The sequence below is a fragment of the Mycobacterium sp. NGS34 genome (genome assembly GCF_059812845.1).
Genome location: NZ_JCALDM010000012.1, coordinates 117,574 through 133,615, shown reverse-complemented (window position 1 = coordinate 133,615; position 16,042 = coordinate 117,574). Strand labels below are relative to the sequence as shown.

Genomic DNA, 16,042 nt, shown 5'->3' with positions numbered 1-16,042 from the left:
ACGGGAGCCGCCATGTCGTCGTTCGTTTTCGCTTCGCCGGATGTGTTGGCCGCCGCATCGCGGGAGCTGACCGGGATCGGGTCGACGCTGCAGGCCGCGAACGCGGCGGCGGCCGGCTCGACGACGTCGGTGGCGGTCGCGGCCCAGGACGAGGTGTCGGCGGCGATCTCGGCGCTGTTCGGCGGCTACGGGCAGCAGTATCAGGCGCTCAGCGCACAGGTGGCGACCTTCCACGACCAGTTCGTGCAGGCATTGAGCTCGGGCGGGTTCGCGTACGCCGCGACCGAGGCCGCCAACGCCTCGCCGCTGCAGGCGGTCGCGGCGGCCGCGGAAGGCGCGGTCAACGGGCCCGTGCAGCAGTTCACCGGGCGCCCGCTGATCGGCGACGGCGCCAACGGCGCGCCGGGGACCGGGCAACCGGGCGGCCCCGGCGGCTGGTTGATGGGCAACGGCGGCGACGGCGGGTCGGGCGCTCCCGGCACCGCGGCCAACCCCGCCGGCGGCGCGGGCGGGGCCGGCGGCTCGGCCGTGCTATTCGGCCACGGCGGCAACGGCGGGGCGGGCGGGACATCCTTCGCCGGCAGCGGCGCGACCGGCGGCAGCGGCGGCGCCGGGGGTGCCGGCGGGTTCGTGTCCGGCGGCGGCGGGTCGGGCGGCGCCGGCGGGCTGGGCGCGGCGGGCACGTCCGCCGCGGCCGCCGGCATGGGCGGTCAGGGCGGGGCGGGCGGCGCCAGCCACCAGCTGCTGGGCGGCGCCGCCGGCGCCGGTGGGGCCGGCGGGCAGGGCGGCGCCGGCTATGACGCGGGCACCGACGCGCTGGCCGCGCCCGGCATCGCCGGCGGTCAGGGCGGCCAGGGTGGCCAGGGCGGCATCGGCGGCGGCGCGGCGGGGATCGGCGGCACGGGTGGAGTCGGCGGCATCGGCGGGGCGGGCGGCCTCGGCGGCGGGGGCGCGCAGGGCGCCCAGGGCACGGCCTTGAGTGCGGCCGGCACGGGCGGTCACGGCGGCATCGGCGGCACCGGCGGCCTGGCCGGGGCCGGCGGCTCCGGCGGAATCTTCGGGACCACTGGCGCCACCGGCGACGGCGGTAACGGCGGCGGCGGTGGGACCGGCGGGCAGGGCGGCCTCGGTGCCGCCGGCGCGGCGGGCGGCACGGGCGGTACCGGCGGCAAGGGCGGCCTGGCCGGTGGCGCGGGCGGTACGGCCGGCGACGGCGGGCACGGCGGCAAGGGCGGCGCCGGCGGCTATCTCGGTATCGGCGCCACCGCCGGCGCGGGCGCGACCGGCGGCGCGGGCGCAGCAGCCACCGGCGCGGTGGCCGGCTACGGAGGAGGCGGCGGCGGTGGTGGCGGTGGCGGCACCGTTCAAGGGATCCACGGCGGCACCGCCAGCGGAACCGCCACCGGCGGTGCGGGCGGCGCCGGCGGCGCCGGCACCACCACCGGTGAGGGCGGGGCCGGCGGCACCGGCGGCGGCGCGTCGGTCATCGCCGACGGCCAACGGATCGTCGGCGGAACCCCGGTGGACTCGCCCAGCTCCGCCACCGGGACCGCCATCGGCGGGCACGGCGGGACCGGCGGCACCAACGGCGCCACCGGCGGCCAGGGAGGCTCTGCCACCGTCGAATCCAGGGCATACAGCACCGAGACCGGCGGCACCGCCATCGGCGGCGACGCCGGGGCCGGCTCCACCGGCGGCCACGGCGGCGACGGGGGCTCGGCCCTCGTCGAATCCGACAACTACGGCGCTCATGTCACGGACAGCACCGCGACCGGCGGGGTCGGCGGAGCCGGCACCAACAACGGCATCGGCGGCGCCGGCGGAGACGCGCAGGTCTATGCCAACAGCAGCGGCACCGTCACCCACGCCAGCGCCACCGGCGGGCTCGGCGGGGCCGGCACCGCGGGCGGCCACGGCGGCATCGGGGGCTACGCCGACGTCGATGCCGCCAGGACGGGCGGCAGCGGCGTCGGCGGCACCGTCACCAACAGCACCGCCGTCGGCGGCGCGGCCGGCGCCGGCGACGGGGGCGGGTTCGGCGGTGACGGCGGCGCGGCCCAGGTCAGGGGCTACGCCACGAGCGGCTCCTACGGCGGCGCCGTCACCGGCAGCACGGCCACCGGCGGTGTCGGCGGCGACGGCGGCCCGGGTGGGGTCGGCGGCTACGGGGGCCAGGCCACGATCTCCGCCAACGGCGCAAACGCCTCCAACGTGGTCAGCTCGGTCACCGGCAGCATCGCCACCGGCGGGGAAGGCGGGCGCGGCAGCACCACCGGCGGGCTCGGCGGAGCCGGAGGCTACGCCACCGTCGCGGCCAACAGCGGCAGCACCATCACCGACGGCACGGCAATCGGCGGCGTCGGCGCGGCCGGAACCAACAGCGGTATCGGTGGCGCCGGCGGGCACGCCGAAATCGACGCCTTCAATACCAGCTCCATCGGCGGATCCACCGCGACCGGAGGCGACGGGGGCGCCGGCAGCGGCGCCGCGGGCCAGGGCGGCGACGGCGGCCTCGGCAGCATCCGCGCGTCGGGCGCGGGCACCTCCGTCACCGACGGCCACGCCACTGGCGGCGGCGGCGGTGCCGGCACAAACGGCGGCGGCGGCGCCGGCGGTGTCGCCCAGGTTTCCGCCAGCTCTGGCGGCGCCGCCACCGACTCCACTTCCGGCACGGTCACCGGCGGCGCCGGCGGCTACGGCAGCGGCGCCGGCAGCCAAGGCGGCGCCGGAGGCGCCGCCATCATCCAATCCTTTGGCAGTGTCGGGCCTTACGGCGGCAACGCAACCGTCCTTGACGGCACCGCCACCGGCGGCGCCGGTGGGAACGGCACCGCCGGCGGCTCGGGTGGTACCGGTGGGTTTGCCTCGCTTGGCCATTTCCAATACGGGACCGCCTCCGGCACCGCCACCGGGGGCGCCGGGGGCGACGGTAGCGGCGCCGGCAGCCAGGGCGGCGCCGGCGGCGCCGGCCAGGTCGGCGGCAACCAGGGCACCATGACCGACGTGTCCGCCACCGGCGGCGCCGGCGGCGCGGCTGCCAATGGCGGTGCGGGCGGTGGCGGCGGAGGGGCCAGGGTTTATGGCTACGGCGTGGCGAGCTCCGCCGGCGACTCCACCGCCAAAGGCGGCGGCGGCGGTTACGGCACCGGTGCCGGCAGCCACGGCGGCGACGGGGGCTACGCCCGCGTGCGAGCCATCAACTACGGCAGCGTGAACAACGGCGACGCCACCGGCGGTACCGGCGGGGCCGGCAGCGGCGGCGGCATCGGCGGCGCCGGAGGCCGCGCCGAAGTGCAAGCCTTCAGCGGCACCCTCGGTGCGAATGCCGCAGTCACCGACAGCAGCGCGGTCGGCGGGGTCGGCGGGGCCGGCAGCGGCGGCGGCATCGGCGGCGCCGGAGGCGGCGCCAATCTCGACGCCGGTCAGCCCCTCGCCAGCGTTGACGGGGGCAGCATCACGGGCGGCACCGCCACCGGCGGCGCCGGCGGGGCCGGGAGCGCCGGCGGCACCGGCGGTGCTGGAAGCTACGGCACCGTCACCGCAACCAACGGCGCCACCGTCACGACCGGCTCGGCCATCGGCGGCGCCGGCGGCTACGGCACCGGCGCCGGCGGCCAGGGCGGCGCCGGAGGCCACGGCCTCGTCACCGCCGACGGCGCGGGCAGCTCGATCACTACCGGCACCGGAACCGGCGGGGCCGGCGGCCACGGCAGCGGCGGAACGGGCGGCGAAGGGGGCTACGCCAAGGCGTCGGCAACCACCGGCAGCACCGTCACCGACGGCTACGCCACCGCCGGGGCCGGCGGCGCGGGCACCACTGGCGGCACGGGTGGGGCCGGTGCAAAGGCGCTTATTTTGTCCATCGGCTCCTCCGCCGTGGACGGCACGGCTGTCGGCGCCGCCGGCGGGGCCGGCAGCGACGGCGGCGTGGGTGGCGCCGGTGGCTACGGCGCCCTCGCGGCCGTCAACCACGGCACCGTCACCGCGAGCTCCAGCACCGGCGGCATCGGCGGCGCGGGCACCGCCGGCGGCTACGGCGGTGCCGGCAGGGCGGGCTTCGTTCAGGCCGGCAATGACAGCTCCGCCAGTAACTTCACCGCCACGGGCGGCGCCGGCGGCGCCGGCAGCGGCCTCGGCAGCCACGGTGGCGCCGGGGGCTTCGGCATAGCCGAAGACTTCAACGGCGGCGCCAACATCACCGACGGCACCGTCACGGGCGGGGCCGGCGGGACCGACACCGCCGGTGGCACCGGCGGTGTCGGCGGCAACGCCATCGTCCAGGCTCAGTTCGGTGCCTACGTCAATGGCAGCACGACCGTCGGCGGGGCCGGCGGCGCCGGCGTCGGCGGCGGCACCGGCGGGGCCGGCGGCCAGGCCTTCATCCAGGCCTTGGACGGCAGCGTCACCGACGTCACCGTGACCAGCGGCGCCGGCGGAGCCGGCCACACCGGTGGAGTCGGCGGGGCCGGCGGAGGCGCCACGGTGACCGTCTCCGGCACCGGCAGCTCCGTCGCGACGGGCACGGTCGTCGGCGGTGCCGGCGGCGACGGCATCGACGCCGGCAGCGCGGGCAGCGGCGGAGGCTCCGCCACCGTCGAGACGGCCGGCGGCGCGACCGTAACCGGCGGCTACGCCACCGGCGGCGTCGGCGGGGCCGGCAACAGCGGAGGCGCCGGCGGCCTCGGGGGCAGCTCCACCGTCAACGCCAACGGCGCATCGAGCACCATCACTACCGGTCACGCGATCGGCGGCGCCGGCGGCAGCGGCACCGGCGCCGGCAGCGTCGGCGGCTACGGAAGCTACGCCACCGTCGAGGCGTTCGGCGGCTCCTCCATTAGCGGTGGCTCCGCCACCGGCGGCGCGGGCGGCTACGCCACCGGCGGCGGCGCCGGCGGCCACGGTGGCCACGGCATCGTCGAAACTGTCGACGCGGGCAGCTCGATCGCCGGCGGCACCGGCACCGCCGGCGCGGGCGGTAACGGCATCGACGGCGGCATCGGCGGCGCCGGTGGCGACGCCAATGTGTCCGCGACCGACGGCGGTGCCGTCACCGCTGGTACCGCCACGGGCGGCGGCGGCGGTTACGGCTCCGGCGGCGGCAGCCAGGGCGGCGCCGGAGGCCACGCCATCGTCTCCGCCGACGGCGCAGGCAGCTCCGTCACCAGCGGCACGGCCACCGCAGGCGCCGGCGGGGCCGGCAGCAGCGGCGGCATCGGCGGCGCCGGAAACTACGCCAGCGTCACCGCAACGAACGGTGGCACCATCGACATCAGCTCAGCCACCGGCGGCGCCGGGGGCTACGGCTCCGGCGCCGGTAGCCAGGGCGGCGCCGGAGGTCACGCCCTCGCATCCGCCGACGGCCCAGACGGCTCCGTCCAATTCGACAGCGCGATGATCGGCGGCGCCGGCGGCAACGGCAGCCAGGGCGGTATCGGCGGCGCCGGAGGAAACGCCCTCGCCTCCGCCAGCGGCTTTGGCATCGTCACTCACGGCACCGCCACCGGCGGCGCCGGCGGCAACGGCAGCAGCGGCGGCGCCGGCGGTGCCGGCGGGTGGGCCGAGATGGAGGCCGGCGACGGAGGCTACGGCACCGTGTTGGGGTCCGCCACCGGTGGGGCCGGCGGCGCCGGCTACGACGGCCATCTAGGCGGTGCCGGCGGCGGGGCCTCCATCATCGCCCACAGCGCCAACTACGCCGGGGTCAACGCCAGCGGCATCGCCACCGGCGGCGACGGCGGCCATAGCGGCCACGGGGCGTACGGCGGCGACGGCGGTAGCAACGCCATCAACAGCACCTCCGGTACCGCCGGTAGGGCCGAGCTGCTGGCCACCGGCGACGCCCGTGTGTCCAGCTTCGGCACCGGCGCCATCGGCGGCGCCGGCGGGGCCGGCGGCGACGGCACGGTTGCCGGTGCTCCCGGCGGTGCCGGCGGGGCCGGCGGGTACGGCCGGGTCTCCCCGTCGTCGGGCGTCGTCAACGCCAGCGGCACCGGTGGCTACGGCGGAAGCGGCGGGGCCGGTGGCGCCGTCAGCGGCGCCTACGGCGGCGCCGGTGGCAACGGAGGCTTCGGTAACAGCAGCGGTGACGCTGACGGCATCGGCGGCCACGGCGGCGCCGGCGGCGCCGGCAGCCTCACCGGCATCGGCCACGGCGGCGCCGGCGGCGCCGGTGGCGACGGCACCGGCGGCCTCGCCGACAACGGCACCGGCGGCCAGCCCGGTACCGGCGACACAACCGGCAACGACGGCTCGCCCGGCGCCAACTTCCCGTGACAGCCCACCGCTGACGAACACGTCAACCGCGACCCGGTCGATTGACCCGGCCGCGGTTGACGTTTGCGCGCGACAGCAGCGTGACTTTAGAAACCGACCATAGAGTCTTTGGTCACTATTCCGGACTTTTAGTTTGTAAAGATTCGGATTTAGTTACTATTGGTCACGTGTCGAGGAACTCTTCGGGTTTTCTCTGCCCTAGGTGATCGGAGCCGATATGTCGTCGTTCGTGGTCGCGTCGCCGGATGTGCTGGCGTCCGCGTCGGAGCAGCTGAGCGGGATCCAGTCGACGCTGAGGGCAGCGAACGCGGCCGCGGCGCCGTCGACGACGGCGCTGGTGCTCGCGGCCCAGGACGAGGTGTCGGCGGCGCTCTCGGAACTGTTCGGCAGCTATGGGCAGCAGTACCAGGCGCTCAGCGCGCAGGCCGCGATGTTTCACCAGCAGTTCGTGCAGGCGCTGAGCTCGGGCGGGCTGGCGTACGCGGCCGCCGAGGCCGCCAACGCCACCCCGTTGCAGGCGGTCGAGTCGGCTGCGCAGAGCGCCGAAAGTGCGATCAACGGGACCGTGCAGCAGTTCACCGGGCGCCCGCTGTTCGGCCCCGGCACCAATGGCGCGGCGGGGACCGGCCAGGCCGGCGGTCCCGGCGGGTGGTTATACGGCAACGGCGGCGACGGCGGGTCCGGCGCGCCGGGTACCGCGGCCAATCCCGCCGGCGGCGCGGGCGGCGCCGGCGGGTCGGCCTTCATGTTCGGTCACGGCGGCAACGGCGGGACGGGCGGGACGGCCTTCGCCGGCAGCGGCGCGACCGGCGGCACCGGCGGCGCCGGGGGCGCCGGCGGGTGGGTCTACGGCGGCGGCGGATCGGGCGGCGCCGGCGGGCTCGGCGCCGCGGCCACCGCCAACGCGGCCGCCGGCATGGGCGGTCAGGGCGGGGCCGGCGGCGCCGGCCATCAAATGCTCGGGGGCACCGCGGGTGCCGGCGGCGCCGGCGGGCAGGGCGGCCACGGCTACGACGCGGCGACCGACCCGCTGGCCACGCCCGGCGCGGCCGGCGGCCAGGGCGGTCAGGGCGGCCACGGGGGCGTCGGGGGCAGCGCCGGCGGGATGTTCGGCACCGGCGGGGCCGGCGGCGCCGGCGGGGCCGGCGGCACCGGCGGGGTGGGCGCGCAAGGCGCCCCGGGCACGACCCTCACGGCGGCCGGCGCCGGCGGTCACGGCGGCGGCGGCGGCACCGGCGGGCTGGGCGCCGCGGGCGGCTCGGGCGGAATGTTCGGGACCGGCGGCGCCGCGGGCGACGCCGGTAACGGCGGTACCGGCGGCACCGGCGGGCAGGGCGGCCTGGGCGCCGCCGGCGCGGCGGGCGGCCAGGGCGGCACCGGCGGCAGGGGCGGGCTGGCCGGCGGCGCCAGTGCTACCGCCGGCTTCGGCGGCGACGGCGGTAGGGGCGGCGCCGGCGGCGCCATCGGTACCGGCGCCATTGCCGGCGCCGGCGGGGCCGGCGGCGCGGGCGCCGCAGCCGCCGGTGCCGTGGCAGGCTTCGGCGGTGGCGGCGGCGGTGGTGGCGGCGGCTCCACCGTCCAGGCCAGCAACGGCGGCACGATCAGCGGGACCGCCACCGGCGGTGGCGGCGGGATCGGCGGCGCCGGCACCACCAGCGCCGAGGGCGGAGCCGGGGGCGCCGGCGGCGACGCGTCGCTCATCGCCAACGGCCAACACCTCGTCGGCGGGAACCCGGTGGACTCGCCCAGCTCGGCCGGCGGCACCGCCGTCGGCGGGCACGGCGGCGCCGGCGGCATCAGCGGCGGCATCGGCGGCAACGGGGGCTCGGCCACCGTCTCGTCCGGGGCCAACGGTTCCATCACCGGCAGCGCCGCGACCGGCGGCGCCGGCGGTGCGGGCGCTAGCGGCGGCATCGGCGGTGCGGGCGGAGCGGCCATGGTTGACGCCGACAGCGGCGGCACCGTCACCGGCGGCACCGCGACCGGCGGGGCCGGTGGGGCCGGCAGCGGCGGTGGCGTCGGCGGCGCCGGAAACTACGCCACCGTCAAGGCAACCGACGGCGGTGCGGTCACCGCCGCCACCGCCACGGGTGGCGCCGGCGGGGCCGGTACGGGCGCCGGCGGTATCGGCGGCGCCGGCGGAGGCGCCACGGTCTGGGGCTACGGCACCGGCAACGCCGACAGCGCCACCGCCACCGGGATCGCCACCGGCGGCCACGGCGGGAACGGCACCGACGGCGGCCACGGCGGGGCCGGCGGCGTCGGCTACATGCAGGGCGGCTACGGCACCGTGGCGGGCGACACCACCGGCAGCGCCGCGGGCGGCGCCGGTATCGGCGGGGTCGGCGGCGACGCCACCGGCGCCGGCAGCAGCGGCGGCCATGGCGGCTACGGCGTCGTCGAGGCCGCGGGTCCGAACAGCACCGCCGACGGCACGGCCACCGGCGGCGCCGGCGGCGCCGCGTTCGGCGGCGGCATCGGCGGCGCGGGCGGCGGGGGCGTCGTCGACGGCGGCTTCGGCAACCTGGGCTCCACCACCGGGCACGCCTCGGGGACCGCCACCGCCGGCAGTGGTGGGGCCGGATATGCCGGCCACACCGGCGGGAAGGGTGGCGGGGCCCTGATCGTCGGTGAGGACCCCACCACCCCCGCAGACAACCCCACCGCGAGCGGCTTTGCTTACGGCGGCGCTGGCGGCCACAGCGGCACCGGCGCTTACGGCGCCAACGGCGGCAAGGGCGGTAACGGCTGGGTGCAGGCCCTCGGCACCGCCGACGTCACCGGCACCGCCACCGGCGGGGCGGGCGGGGCCGGCGGCGCCGGCACCGTGTACGGCGCGGGTGGCGGAATTGGCGGGGTCGGCGGGTTCGGCCACGTCGTCGGGTTCTCCGGCACCGTCGCCGCCAACGCCACCGGCGGCTACGGCGGGGCCGGCGGCGCCGGTGGTTCCATGGCCGGGGCCTACGGTGGCGCCGGCGCCCACGGCGGCATCGGCACCAGCAGCGGCAACATTTCCGGTACGGGCGGCCACGGCGGGGCCGGTGGCGCCGGCAGTCTCACCGGGACCGGCCACGGTGGCGCCGGCGGCGCCGGTGGCGACGGCACCGGCGGCCTCGCCGACAACGGCACCGGCGGCCAGCCCGGTACCGGCGACACGGCCGGCGGCGACGGCTCGCCCGGCAACAACTACCCGTAGCGGCATCCCCGTCGTCACATGACCAAGACGCGTAGTGCCCGCCTCACAGCGACAGATACGAATGGGGCGGAAGTGACGACGGCGAATCGCCGGCGTGCTACGCCGACGCGGCGTGAGGCCTGCGCTGCTCGCGCGCCGCGAACGCGGTGACGATTTCCCCGGCGCGTACCGCCACGTTGGACAGCAACGACGACGACAGGCCGTGGGTGTGCTCGACCGCGCCGTTGAGGTAGATGTCCCCCGGGGCACCGGCTTTGGCCACCAGTCGATAGTCGCGGGTGACGGCCGGGCGCCCGTCTGAGTCGAATTCGTACCGGGCGGCCAGGTCACCGAGGAAGCCTTGGACGTCCAGCGGTTCGTAGCCCGTCGCGTAAATCACCGCGTCGCAGTCCAGCGTCGCGCGCGAGCGATCGATCAGGTGGCACACCGTCAGGCGCACCTTGTCCGGATACTCCCGCGCGGCAACGACTTCCGAGGCGTTGTGCATGAAGAGCCGGCGATCGCCCGCCACCAGTTCGGCGTACTCGCGGGAATAGAGGTCGTCGATCAACTCCGGATCGACCACCGAATAGTTGGTCGCGCGATGGTAATCGAGCAGCCGTTCGCGCACGTGCGCGTCGGCGCAGTAGAACTCGTCCACCGCCGACGGGTCGAAAATGCGGTTCGCGTACGGGGTGTCGTCCGCGCTGCTGTATCCGTACCGGGCGAAGACCGCGTGCACCTCGGCCTGCGGGTAGGTCGCGTGCAAATGGGCGACCACCTCGGCCGCGCTCTGGCCCGCGCCGACCACGGCGAATCGTCCTGCGCCGTCAAGGTTCAGCGCGGCCAGGTTGTCGAGCAGCCGGTGGCTGTGCCACTGCCGGGACGTCTCGACGACGCCCGCCGGCAACACGGGGTGCAGCCCGGTCGCGAGGACCAGGGTCGCCGCATGGATGACGCGGTCGGGTTCGGTGTGCACCACGAAACCCGGATCACCCGAGCCGATTTCGACGACGCGGTGCCCGTAGCGGACGTCGGCGGCGACGCGTGCCGCGGCCCACTCGAGATAGTCGTGAAACTCCATTCGGGTGGGGAATAACGTGTGCAGGCCGATGAATTCAACCAGTCGGCCACGCTCGCTCAGGTAGTTCAGGAACGTGAAGTCGCTCTTGATGTTTCGCAAAGTGACGAGGTCTTTGAGGAACGGGATCTGCATGCGGGCGTTCGGCAGCAGCATCCCGAGGTGCCAACCGAACTCGGCCTGCTCCTCGACGAACACGGCGGCCATGCGCCGCTCGTCCAACGCGATCGCCAACGCTAGATTCGACGGCCCGAAGCCGACGCCCAGCAGGCCGGTCTGCTCAGGTATGGGCATAGGACCGCGCCAACCGTTCCAGATAGCGTTCCCGCACCGTGGCCCTGTCGATCAGCACAATGAAGTCGGCCATGTCGAAGTCCGGGTCGTAGGAGGGCTCCCCGCAGATCATCCCGCCGATCCGCAGCGACCCCTGCACCATCGGCGGGATGCGCACCGGCCCCGGGTCGGGCAGCTCGGAGAGGCTCAACCCGTTGACCGTGACGGGGTTTCGCGGAATAACCCGGTATCGCTCGGGGGCGGGATGCCTGCCCAACGCCACGTCGCGCACACCCCGCGCCAGGGCGCCGCGCGGCCCGCCATCGTCCATCCGGACCGACAGCGACCCGATCCCCCACTGGTAGCCGCTGATTTCCTGGTATCGGAGGATTCCCGCCCACAACAACCCCATCACCGCACCGCTGCGGTGGTCGGGATGCACGCTCACCCGGCCGAGTTCGACGAGCCCGGAGCGCAACTCGTTGAGGCCACCGATGTCGAACGTGGTGTCCGCGAAGAGGCCGCCGGCGGCTTTGGCCCCGTCGGGCGGCAGCAGCCGGTAGCACCCGACGATCTGTCCGCTCGTCTCGTCCCGGGCCAGCAGGTGGTCGCTGTACGGATCGAACTGATCGACGTCGATCATCTCTCCGGTCAGGGGCCCGCGGATCGCCTGCGGCAGCGCCGCGCCCATTTCCTCGGCAAACGTCTGGTAACGCAACCGCTGCGCGGCTTCGATGTTTGCCGGGTCGCTGGAGATGATGACGCTGTAACGGTTGTTGTCCGTCGCCGGGATGATGGTCGCATCGCCCAACATGGATCGGAACGTTACACGGACATGCCTTCAGCAAACGGCATTTCGGGCTCATCGTGGCGGCGCGCGCCGACCCCGATCAAGATCGCGCTGACGACCGCCGCGGCGGTCGCCGCAATGGCCGCGGCCACCAGAGCGACCTGCATTCCGGCGGCGCTGGCCTGACGGGCCGCGCGCGCGATCGCGGGCAGCGCGGCACGGTATTCGGCGGGCAGGAAATCGAGCGCCCGAAGGCCTGCGCCGGCCGACAACCGGTCGACGAGGCGCTGCGCGGGGCCGGGGCCGGCGAGGCCGAGCTGGGCCAGTTCGCTCGTGGCGCTGGCGGACCCGCGCCGACCGAACAGGGCGCCCAGGCCGGCCACGCCGGCCAGGATGCCGACCTGGCGAACCGTGCTCACCGCACCGGTCGCCATCCCGGCGTCGGCGACCGGCACGAATTGCAGTGCGATGTCCGACGTCAACGCGAACAGGCCGCCGAGGCCGAGCCCGGCCACGACGGAACCGGCGATGAAATGCGTCCATTGGGTGTCGGGGCCGACCCCGGTCATCAGCCACAGCCCCGCCGCGATCAGCGCCACCCCGCCCGGGATCGACGTCCACGCCGGAAAATACCGCGCGCCGATCATGGCCAGTGGGGCGCCCAGCACGCAGGCGATGGTCAGCGGCAGGGCCCGCAGGCCGGACTGAAATGGGCTGTATCCCAGCGTGTTCATGAAATACAGCGCCAGGTAATTGGTCGAGGCGATCAGCGTCCCGGCCGCCGCGAACGCCGCCAGGGACACCCCGGCAAAACCCGGGCGGCGCACCACCGTCAGGTCGAGCATCGGCGCGCCGCAGCGCGATTCCCACCACACGAACACCGCCAGGCCCGACACGGAGAACGCGCCCAGGGCCAGGATCGCCCCGCTGGTCCAGCCGCGGTGGTTGCCCTCGATCAGCACGTATACGCCGGCGAACAGCGCGGCCGACAACACGGCCGTGCCGAGCAGGTCGACTGGACGGTATTGCGCGCCAAGGGTTTCCGGGACGAACCGCGCGGCGATGGCCAACGCGAGCACGCCGACCGGCACGTTGATCAAAAAGATCGACTCCCAGCCGAACGCCCCGACCAGCGCCCCGCCCAGCAGCGGCCCGACCGCGGCGCCGGCGCCCATCACGGCGCCGTAGATCGCGATCGCGATGCCCCGGCCCCGCTGTTCGGGAAAGGCCGCGGCCACCATCGGCAGCGAGACGCCCAGCAGCACCGCCCCGCCGGTGCCCTGCAGCGCCCGGCACAGGTTGAGCGCCTCGATGCTGCGCGCCAGCGCGCAGCCGGCCGAGGCCAGCGTGAACACGACCATCCCGGCCAGGTATAGCCGTCGCCGCCCGAGCCGGTCACCCAGCGTGGCGGCGGTGAGCAGCAGCCCGGCCATCGGCAGCGCGTACGCGTCGACCACCCACTGCAGGCCGCTGAGGTCGGCGTCCAGGGAGGCCTGGATGTTGGCCAGCGCGGCCGAGACGATGGTCATGTCGAGCAGCAGCATGAACACCGCGAGGCACACCGCGAGCAGCGTCAGGCGGGGGTGGAGAGCCGTCCCGCCTTCGTCGTCGGGCACCTAGCCGTCCTTGACCCGGGTGAAGCGGTGCAACAGCCAGGCGAGCGGGATCGTCACCGCCAGCGTCGCGACGAACAGGTAGCCCATCGAGCCGGTGTAGACGTGCGCGCGGACGATGTAGACCATCGCGAATTCCATGGTGATGAGGTGGATCAGGAAGATCTCGTAGGAGATCTCACCCAGCCACACCATCGGCCGGCTGGCCAGCAGCCGCGCATACGCGCCCTGATTGCCCAACGCCAGCGGCGCCACCGCGAGCGCGGCGATGACGGCGTAGAAGACGGTCTTGCAGATGGCCTGGCTCAGCGTCGCCGGCGACGTCGTGGGCGCGCCGGCGATCGGCGTGGAGGCGATGAAATAACAAATGACCGCCAGCGGGATGGCCACGAACGCGTAGCACTGCACCCTCATCGCCTGCAGCACGGCCAGCGCCATGCCGGCCAGGAACCAGGCCAGGTAGGTCGGCAGCCAGAGCCGGGCGCCGTCGGGGAACCAGTGGTCGGTGTGCACCAGGATCAACCATCCCGGGCTGATCAGCGCCATCGCCGCCAGGGCGGCGAGCACCAGCTTCGGCCGCCACTGGCGCCGGGTGACCAGCACCAGCAGCAGGTAGGCGAGCAGCGGCAGCACGACGTAGAACGACGCCTCCACCGCCAGGCTCCACATCTGCGTCAGGCCCTGGTGCAGGTACTTGCCCAGATAGCCGTTGCAGTAGATCTGGGTCAGCGTCAGGTTGCGCACCAGGCCCAGCCAGGTGTGCCCGGGGTTCGGGCCGGCCTCGCGGAAGTGGTAGAGCACGTAAGCGAACAGCACGGTGATGAGGTAGGCCGGCATGATGCGCCGAACCCGGTGCCGCGCATAGCGACTCAGCGACGGCGCCGGCCCGCCGGTGGCGGCCGACTTCACCCACGGGCGGAACAGCAGGAAGCCCGACAGCACGAAGAAGATCGGGACGCCGATCTCCAGCCGGGAGCCGACCAGACCCCAGTAGCCGTGGGTGTACTTGCCGGTGGTGTAGGCGGCGTGGGTGCCGACGACGGTGAGCGCGGCGACGGCGCGGATGCCGGTCAGCGATGCGACGCGGTCAACGTGCGAGACCTGCTCGAGCCCGCCCTGGGCGTCGCGTTCCTCCGACAGGGTCATCGGCGCGGTTTGCTCTTGCCGGGTGACCGGTCCGGCCGCAGGTCGATCAGCACGCCCGAGATGCGGGTCTGCTCAAGCTTTTTCAGCGTTGCCCTGGGCAGCTTGGCCGGCAGTTCCACCAGCGAGAAATCCGGCCCGATGGCGATGTGGCCGAAGTCGCTGCGGTGCAGGCCGCCCTCGTTGGCGATGGCGCCGACGATCGCGCCCGGCCCGATCTTGTGCCGCTTGCCCACCGAGATCCGGTAGGTGGCGAAGTTCCTTGACTGCCTGGGTCTTTCGTGTGATTGTTCAGGACGTTCCCGGCGCTCGCGCCGTTCCGGCGGCGGTTCGGGCGCCATCAGGAACGCCTCGCCGTCGCGGGACTGCACGGCCAGCGCCGCGGCGATGTCGGCCATCGGGACGTCGTGCTCGCGCTCGTAGTCCTGAATCAGCTTGCGGAACAGGTCGATTCCCGGTGCGGCGAGCGCGTCGGTGATGGAGTCGGCGAACTTCGCCACGCGCTGGGCGTTGACGTCCTCGACGGTCGGGAGCTCGGCCTCGGTGAGCGTTTGGCGGGTGGCCTTTTCGATCGCCTTGAGCAGGTGACGCTCGCGCGGGGAGACGAACAACACCGCGGTGCCGCTGCGCCCGGCCCGGCCAGTGCGCCCGATGCGGTGCACGTAGGACTCGGTGTCGTGCGGGATGTCGTAGTTCAGCACGTGCGAGATGCGTTCCACATCAAGGCCTCTGGCCGCGACGTCGGTGGCGACCAGGATGTCGATGCTGCCGTTCTTCAGCGCGGCGATGGTCCGCTCCCGCTGCGCCTGCGGGATGTCGCCGTTGATGGCCGCGGCGGAAAACCCTCGGGCCCGCAGCTTTTCGGCGACCTCCTCGGTGGCCTGCTTGGTGCGCACGAACACGATCATCGCCTCGAACGGCTCCACTTCGAGCAGGCGGGTCAGCGCGTCCATCTTGCGGGGGCCCGCCACCTGGATGTAGCGCTGCGAAATGTTCTCGGCGGTAGCGGTTTTCGCCTTCGCGGTGATTTCCACCGGATCGTGCAGGTACTTCTTGGTGAGCTTGCGGATCGCGGGCGGCATGGTCGCCGAGAACAGCGCGACCTGTTTGTATTCGGGCGTTTCGGACAGGATGCGTTCGACGTCCTCGGCGAAGCCCATGGTGAGCATCTCGTCGGCCTCGTCGAGCACGAGGTAGTCGAGGTGGGACAGGTCCAGCGTGCCGCGTTCCAGGTGGTCGATCACCCGGCCGGGCGTGCCGACCACCACCTGAGCGCCGCGTCGCAGCCCGGCCAGCTGCACGCCGTAGGACGAGCCGCCGTAGATCGGCAGCACGTGGATCTTGGGCAGGTGGGTGCCGTAGCGGCTGAACGCCTCGGCCACCTGCAGCGCCAGCTCACGAGTGGGCGCGAGCACCAGCGCCTGCGTCGCGGTGCTCTTGGCGTCGATCTTGGACAGGATCGGGATCGCGAACGCCGCCGTCTTGCCGGTGCCGGTCTGCGCCAGCCCGACGACGTCCGAGCCGGCCAGCAGCGGCGGGATCGTCGCCGCCTGGATGGCCGTCGGCGACTCGTAGCCGACGTCGGCGGTCGCCTTCAGGACCGCAGGGTGAATCTGCAGGTCGGCGAATGTAGGAGAGGCAGCCTCGGGCGGGCTGTCGGGGAGGGTCATCAGGACCTGGAGTCTAGTGGTGAT

The 16,042-nt window shown here is 74.8% G+C and carries 7 protein-coding genes; 2 read left to right on the top strand and 5 right to left on the bottom strand.

Annotated elements, in window-relative coordinates; translation table 11 throughout:
• Positions 1-12: 12 nt before the first annotated feature.
• Both AC5Y7V_RS24490 and AC5Y7V_RS24485 read left to right on the top strand, forming a co-directional pair.
• A complete protein-coding gene (locus tag AC5Y7V_RS24490; RefSeq protein ID WP_499882621.1) occupies positions 13-6,273 on the top strand; it encodes a PE domain-containing protein in 6,261 nt (2,086 codons plus the stop codon).
• Positions 6,274-6,490: 217 nt separating this feature from the next.
• Positions 6,491-9,469, top strand: a complete 2,979-nt coding sequence (locus tag AC5Y7V_RS24485; RefSeq protein ID WP_499882645.1) for a PE family protein — start codon at positions 6,491-6,493, stop codon at positions 9,467-9,469.
• A 97-nt stretch (positions 9,470-9,566) separates the two neighbouring features.
• Here the strand turns inward: AC5Y7V_RS24485 and AC5Y7V_RS24480 are convergent, their stop codons facing one another.
• Genes AC5Y7V_RS24480 through AC5Y7V_RS24460 form a run of 5 tightly spaced genes read right to left on the bottom strand, consistent with a single transcriptional unit; the run spans position 9,567 to position 16,018 of the window.
• Positions 9,567-10,823, bottom strand: a complete 1,257-nt coding sequence (locus AC5Y7V_RS24480) for a lysine N(6)-hydroxylase/L-ornithine N(5)-oxygenase family protein (protein WP_499882620.1) — start codon at positions 10,821-10,823, stop codon at positions 9,567-9,569.
• Positions 10,810-11,616 carry a GNAT family N-acetyltransferase gene (locus AC5Y7V_RS24475; protein ID WP_499882619.1) on the bottom strand — a complete coding sequence of 269 codons (807 nt, stop codon included), beginning with the start codon at positions 11,614-11,616 and terminating at the stop codon, positions 10,810-10,812. The genes AC5Y7V_RS24480 and AC5Y7V_RS24475 overlap by 14 nt, the downstream gene beginning before the upstream one ends.
• 11 nt (positions 11,617-11,627) lie before the next feature.
• On the bottom strand, positions 11,628-13,169 hold the full coding sequence (locus tag AC5Y7V_RS24470) for a DHA2 family efflux MFS transporter permease subunit (RefSeq protein WP_499882644.1): 1,542 nt from the start codon (positions 13,167-13,169) through the stop codon (positions 11,628-11,630).
• Positions 13,170-13,208: 39 nt separating this feature from the next.
• Positions 13,209-14,351, bottom strand: a complete 1,143-nt coding sequence (locus AC5Y7V_RS24465) for an acyltransferase family protein (RefSeq protein WP_499882618.1) — start codon at positions 14,349-14,351, stop codon at positions 13,209-13,211.
• A complete protein-coding gene (locus AC5Y7V_RS24460; RefSeq protein WP_499882617.1) occupies positions 14,348-16,018 on the bottom strand; it encodes a DEAD/DEAH box helicase in 1,671 nt (556 codons plus the stop codon). Before AC5Y7V_RS24460 ends, AC5Y7V_RS24465 begins: the two co-directional genes overlap by 4 nt.
• Positions 16,019-16,042 lie beyond the last annotated feature (24 nt).

Excerpts from the sequence above, each read along its gene's own strand:
- AC5Y7V_RS24460 (WP_499882617.1), bottom strand. The coding sequence starts at position 16,018 with ATGACCCTCCCCGACAGCCCGCCCGAGGCTGCCTCTCCTACATTCGCC.
- AC5Y7V_RS24465 (WP_499882618.1), bottom strand. The coding sequence starts at position 14,351 with ATGACCCTGTCGGAGGAACGCGACGCCCAGGGCGGGCTCGAGCAGGTC.
- AC5Y7V_RS24490 (WP_499882621.1), top strand. The coding sequence starts at position 13 with ATGTCGTCGTTCGTTTTCGCTTCGCCGGATGTGTTGGCCGCCGCATCG.
- AC5Y7V_RS24480 (WP_499882620.1), bottom strand. The coding sequence starts at position 10,823 with ATGCCCATACCTGAGCAGACCGGCCTGCTGGGCGTCGGCTTCGGGCCG.
- AC5Y7V_RS24485 (WP_499882645.1), top strand. The coding sequence starts at position 6,491 with ATGTCGTCGTTCGTGGTCGCGTCGCCGGATGTGCTGGCGTCCGCGTCG.
- AC5Y7V_RS24475 (WP_499882619.1), bottom strand. The coding sequence starts at position 11,616 with ATGTTGGGCGATGCGACCATCATCCCGGCGACGGACAACAACCGTTAC.